At 72.6% G+C, this 5,689-nt stretch carries 4 protein-coding genes; 1 reads left to right on the forward strand and 3 read right to left on the reverse strand.

All coding sequences use genetic code 11. The annotated features are described in order from the left end of the window. On the reverse strand, positions 1-1,049 hold a 1,049-nt coding region (locus tag QZ433_RS03385), incomplete at its 3' end, for a glycoside hydrolase family 36 N-terminal domain-containing protein (protein ID WP_295780013.1). A gap of 57 nt (positions 1,050-1,106) precedes the next feature. Here QZ433_RS03385 and QZ433_RS03390 point away from each other — a divergent pair. Continuing rightward, the gene (locus QZ433_RS03390; protein WP_295780014.1) at positions 1,107-2,225 is read left to right on the forward strand and encodes an ROK family protein; all 1,119 of its coding nucleotides are present in this window, start codon (positions 1,107-1,109) and stop codon (positions 2,223-2,225) included. Between the two features lie 39 nt (positions 2,226-2,264). On the opposite strand, the gene treZ is transcribed toward QZ433_RS03390, so the two are convergent. Next, complete coding sequence (treZ, locus tag QZ433_RS03395; protein ID WP_295780015.1) at positions 2,265-4,016, reverse strand: malto-oligosyltrehalose trehalohydrolase; 1,752 nt, start codon at positions 4,014-4,016, stop codon at positions 2,265-2,267. Positions 4,017-4,103: 87 nt separating this feature from the next. Next, positions 4,104-5,689 (reverse strand): malto-oligosyltrehalose synthase (locus QZ433_RS03400; RefSeq protein WP_295780016.1); only part of this gene is annotated, 1,586 nt, incomplete at its 5' end.

Below are 5,689 nucleotides of genomic sequence, written 5' to 3' on the forward strand. Positions count from 1 at the left end.
CCCAGGCCCGCGGTGTCGTCGCGGCGGTGGCGGAACCAGCCGTCGTCGAGCACGAACCGTTCGACGCCGATCTCGGCGGCGACGTCGGCGAGCTCGAGGAGTTTCGGCAGGCGGTGGTCGAAGTACACCGCCTCCCAGGTGTTGAGCGTGATCGGTCGCGGGCGCGCGGGGTGCTGCGGGCGCGCCCGCCACGCGTCGTGGAAGCGCGCCGCGAGCTGGTCGAGGCCCTCACCCCACGATCCGTATACGGTCGGCGACGACATCTCCTCACCGGGCCCCAGCACGATCTCTCCCCAGGCGGCGAGTTCTCCCCCGGCGAGCAGGGCCTCGCCCAGCGGCAGGCGTTCGGCGAGGACGCGCTGATTGCCGCTCCAGGCGACGTGGATGCCGTGCACCCGGCCGCTCTCGAATCCGAAGCCGGGGCGTCCGGCGGCCAGCAGCAGCGTGGCGTCGGCCCCAGGGCGCCCGCGGCGGCTCTCGCGCAGGTGCGTGCCGTAGGTGAATCCATGGCGCTGCGCGGAACGCTCGCGCAGGTGCCGGCCGGTGGTGTCGAGGATCTCGATGGCATCCCACGGCAGCGGGAACGTCGGCTGGAGCGTCTGGACGACGAGGTGGTCGGAACCGTCGTTGACGACCGTGAGCCGCTGGGTGAAGAGCCCCGCGGCATCCACCTCGAGATCACCGCGCAGGCGGATCGCGCGCTGCTCGTCGACGAGGTGCAGGGTCGCGCCGGTGGGCCGGTGATCGATGGATGCCAGCGAGAAGACCGTCCCCTGCACCACGCCGCCGCGCCCTCCCTCGAACCCGGGAGTGCCAGGCCAGCCCGCCGCCGCGGTCGGGACGAGGGTGAGGCGGGGGGTCTGATCGATGCCGCCGGACACACGCTGCGGCTGCGCCGCGACGACCATCGATGTCAGGGCGACGGGTGAGAGCTCGCCGAGGTCGGGGCCCCAGTGGATCACCGCGGGAGAGGGCTGGGCGGTGAGGTCGACGACGACGCTCGTCCCGCCGTTGCGCAGGTGGAGGACCGTCGGGGCGGAGTGCGACATGGCATTATTTTTATCACGGAACATATTGGTCGGCCCCGTCCGACGAGGGAGGGTGCCGTGCTCACCGAGAGCGAGTCCGCCGTCGCGCGCGAGGTGCTGTTGCACGGGCCCCTCTCGCGTCGCACCTTGGCCGCGCGCCTTCGCCTGTCCCCCGCGAGCGTGACGCGACTGGCGCGCCCGCTCCTGGCCGCGGGCGTGCTCGTCGAACTCGACGACGACATCGACGGCACGGTGGGGCGCCCCTCGCGCCCCCTCGACATCTCTCCCACGGCGGGGACGTTCGTCGGCGTCAAGCTGACCGGCGACCGCGTGCACGTCGCGGCGACGGACATCCGCGCCGATCTGCTCGACGCGTACGACCATCCGCTCGACGACCCCTCGCCCCGCGGCGCGTGCGTCGCGATCGTCGCGGCCGTCGAGGCCCTCGGCCGCGACGATGTCCGCGGGGTCGGCGTGAGCCTCGGCGGGCACGTCTCCGGCGGCGTCGCCGTCGACGCCCCCTTCCTCGGCTGGCGCGACATCCCCCTCGCCCGCATGCTCGAGCGGATGCTCGAGGTCCCCGTGACGGTCGAGAACGACGTCGTGGCCCTCGCCGAGGCCGAACGCTGGTTCGGGGTGGGCCGCGGCATCCCGGGATTCGTCGTCGTGACGATCGGCGCCGGGGTGGGCCTCGGCCTCGTCGTCGACGGTCGAACGGTCCGCACCCCCGACGCCGGGATCGGCACGGTCGGCCACCTGCCGCTGCGCGCGGACGGTCCGCCCTGCCCGCTGGGGCACCGCGGCTGCGCCGACTCTCTGCTGACCACCCCCGCGATCGCGCGGCGGGCGTCGCGAGCGGTGGGGCGTGCGATCGGGTTCGACGACGCGGTCGCCCTCGCGCGCGCCGGCGACCAGGTCCTGCGCGCACTCTTCGCCGATACGGGCGACGCCCTCGGCGCGCTCTGCGCCCTCGCGGCCACCCTCTCGCTGCACGCCGACATCGTGCTCGCGGGCGAGGGGATGGACGCCTTCGACCTGTTGCGCGAAGAGGCCGGAACGGCGATCTCGCGACTGCGCCCACGCTCGGCGTCCCCGGTCTCGCTCCACCCCGACCACTCCGGATTCACGGCGTGGGCACGCGGAGCGGCAGCGGTCGCCATCCAGGCCGCGATGGGCCGTATCGACCTCGCACGCTGACGGCCCCGCCCCCGGAGGAGCGGGGCCGTCGGCGATCGATCAGAGCGCGGGGGCGACGATCGCGCTGGCTCCCGCGGGAACGGTGACGGCGGAGCCCTCGAGCTCCACGCCCTCTGCGGTGGCCAGCAGGACGCGGGCGCCGGAGGCGACGGATGCCGAAGCCTCGACATCCGAGAGGTTCACCACGACCACCAGGTCGCCGCGGCGCAGCTCGTAGACGCGCCCACCCTGGGCCTCGCGCGCGGCGGCCGACAGTCCCTCGCGCGACGGGTCGGTGAGCTCGGGGCGCTCGCGGCGAAGCTTCGCCAGCTCGCGGTACAGGGCCAGCAGCTGCGCGTGGTCGCCCTCTCCGACCTCGTCCCAGTCGAGCTTCGAGTTCTCGAACGTCGAGGGGTCCTGGGGGTCGGGCACGGAGTCCTCGTCCCAGCCCATCTTCGCGAACTCGGCGATGCGCCCCTCGGCGGTGGCCTTTCCGAGCTCGGGCTCGGGGTGCGAGGTGAAGAACTGCCAGGGTGTCGTGGCGCCCCACTCCTCGCCCATGAACAGCATCGGCGTCCCCGGCGCGGTGAGGGTCAGGACGGCGGCCGCGGCGAGCCGACCGTAGCCGAGCGACTGCGACAGGCGGTCTCCGGCGGCGCGGTTGCCGATCTGGTCGTGGTCCTGCGCGAAGGTGACGAGGCGCCAGTTCGGCACATCGTCGGGGATGGGCTTGCCGTGCTTCTCTTCACGGAACGACGAGTAGGTGCCGTCGTGGAAGAAGCCGCCCTCGCTGACCTTCCGGAATGCGTCGAGATCGGCGAAGTCCTCGTAGTAGCCGATCGTCTCGCCGGTCAGGGCGACGTGCGCGGTGTGGTGCCAGTCGTCCGACCACTGCGCCGTCAGCCCGTAGCCTCCGGCCTCGCGCGGCAGGATGAGCTTCGGGTCGTTCATGTCGCTCTCGGCGATGGTCGTCAGGGGGATGCCGCGGTGCGCCGACAGGGCGTCGGTGCGCTCCGCGATCTCCTGCAGCACGTGCGGCTCGCGGTGGTCGAGCAGGGCGTGCACGGCGTCGAGGCGCAGACCATCGACGTGGTAGTCGCTCATCCACATCAGCGCGTTCTCGACGATGTAGGCGCGCACGGCGTCCTCGTCGAGGTTGACCGAGTCGCCCCACGTGTTGCGGCTGCCCTCGCGCAGGTACTCCCCGAACTCGGGCAGGTAGTTGCCCGAGGGGCCGAGGTGGTTGTAGACGACGTCCTGGATGACCGCGAGACCCGCCGCGTGGGCCGCGTCGACGAAACGCTGGTAGGCCTCGGGCCCGCCGTAGCCCTCGTGGACGGTGTACCAGAGCACCCCGTCGTAGCCCCAGTTCCACGTGCCGTTGAAGCCGTTCACCGGCAGCAGTTCGACGTGGGTCACCCCGAGGTCGACGAGGTGGTCGAGGCGTCCGATCGCGGCATCCAGGGTCCCTTCGGGGGTGAAGGTGCCCAGGTGCAGCTCGTAGATCAGGCCGCCGGCGAGCTGCCGACCCGTCCACGCGTCGTCGTTCCACGCGTAGACCGAGGGGTCGAACCACGCCGACGCCTCGTGCACGCCGCCGGGCTGGCGACGCGAACGCGGGTCGGGACGCAGCTCGTCGCCGTCGCCGAGCACGAAGCCGTAGCGCTCACCGTCGGCGAGGTCGACCGGAGCGGTCCACCATCCGTCGGCGGCGCTGTCCATCTCGATGTCCTCGACGACCGTGTCGCCGCTGTCATCCAGCCGGCGCAGCCGCACCCGCTCTGCCTTCGGTGCCCAGACGTCGATGCCCATGGTCGTGTCCTTTTCGCGTGAGGGGTCAGAAAGTGTCGCTTGGCGTCGCGTGAGGCGACAGAAGATGACCCCTCACGCGCCGGGGAACTAGAAGATCAGGAGGGCGACCGGGAGGAACGCCAGCAGATCGGACAGGGGGGTCGCACCACCCGCGAAGGATCGACCGGTCAGCACGTCGACGACGGGCGTGTCGGGCAGCAGCACGACCGTGTCGCGCCACCCGCCCGCGGCCTTCAGCCCGTGGGGCAGACGCGTCGCGACGGCGAACACGCCCCCGCGGTCGAAGGCCACGACGTGGGCGGATGCCACTCCCGCGGCCTCGAGCGGACGGTAGATCTCGAGCGGGTGCTCTCGCCGCAGGCGCAGGGCGCGCGAGGTCACGAGGAGCTTGGCCGCACCCGTGGCGTCCACCGCCGGGAACGAGGCGCCGGGCGCGTCGAGCGCGGCGAGCAGGCGTCGGCGTTCGGCGAAGTCCACCGCGCGGCGGTTGTCGGGATCGACGAGGGACTGCTCCCACAGCTCCGAGCCCTGGTAGACGTCGGGGACGCCCGGACCCATGATCTGCAGCAGCTTGGCCGACAGGCCGTTCGACCAGCCCGCGGGCGAGATCTCGTCGACGAACGCGCGCACCCGCTCCGCGGCGGGGCCGGTGGCAGCGTCGACGACCGCGTGCATGCGCTCCTCGAACGCCTCGTCCTGCTCCCACCAGCCGGTGACCTCGCTCGCCTCGCGTGCGGCCTTCTCGGCGTAGGCGTGCAGGCGCTCCCGGTAGACCTTCAGACCCTCGGGCGTCGAGGCCGAAGCGGGCCAGGCTCCCACGATGGCCTGCCACAGCAGGTTGTCGAAGGGGCCGTGACCGGTCGAGGCGATGCCCTGGAACTCCGCGAGCCGCGCGGCCCAGGTCTCGGGGATCTCCGCGAGCACCGCGATGCGGGCGCGCGTGTCCTCACCGCGCTTGGTGTCGTGCGTCGACAGCGTGGTCATGGCGGTCGGCCACGACGCGTGCCGCTGCGCCTGCGCGGTGTGGAACCCGGCGACGTCGAGCGAGAACTCCCCCGGGTCGCCGCCCACCTCGGTGATCGAGCCCAGCCGCGTGTAGCGGTAGAACGCCGTGTCCTCGACGCCCTTGGCCATCACGGGCCCGGTCGTCTGCTGGAACCGCCATGCGACCTCGAGACCCGTGTCGGCGAGCACCGGGACGAGCTTCTCGATGACGTCGCCCAGTTCGGGGCGGCGCACCTCGGCCTCGCCCGCGGCGGCGTCGAGGTGCGCGCGACCGGCCGGCAGGTACGAGCGGTAGACGGGGAAGCACGCGAGGATCTCGGCGAGCGCGTCCTGCAGCACGTCGGCCTCGAACTCCTCGCGCAGCTCCGCGGGCAGGCCCCGGACGAGGCGGCGGATCTCCGACACCTGGATCGAGTCGGCGATCTTGCGCTTCGTGTCGTGGATGAGGTCGTGCCAGCCGGTCAGGGGCGCGAGGTCGCTGTCGACGCGCAGCCTGGCGTCGAGGGCGTCGAGCGCCGCCTCACCCGCGGGGTCGGTGAGAACCCGGTCGATCTCGGCGAGCGCGTCGTAGCCGGTCGTGCCGGCGGTCTTCCACCACGAGGGCAGCGCCTCGCCGTGCTCGAGGATCTTCTCGCCGAGCACGTACCCGACCTCGCCGTCGCCGGCCT

The organism is uncultured Microbacterium sp. (assembly GCF_913776565.1).
Lineage (GTDB): Bacteria > Actinomycetota > Actinomycetes > Actinomycetales > Microbacteriaceae > Microbacterium.

Coding starts and splice junctions, on each gene's coding strand:
- treZ (WP_295780015.1), bottom strand. CDS start 4,016: ATGGGCATCGACGTCTGGGCACCGAAGGCAGAGCGGGTGCGGCTGCGC.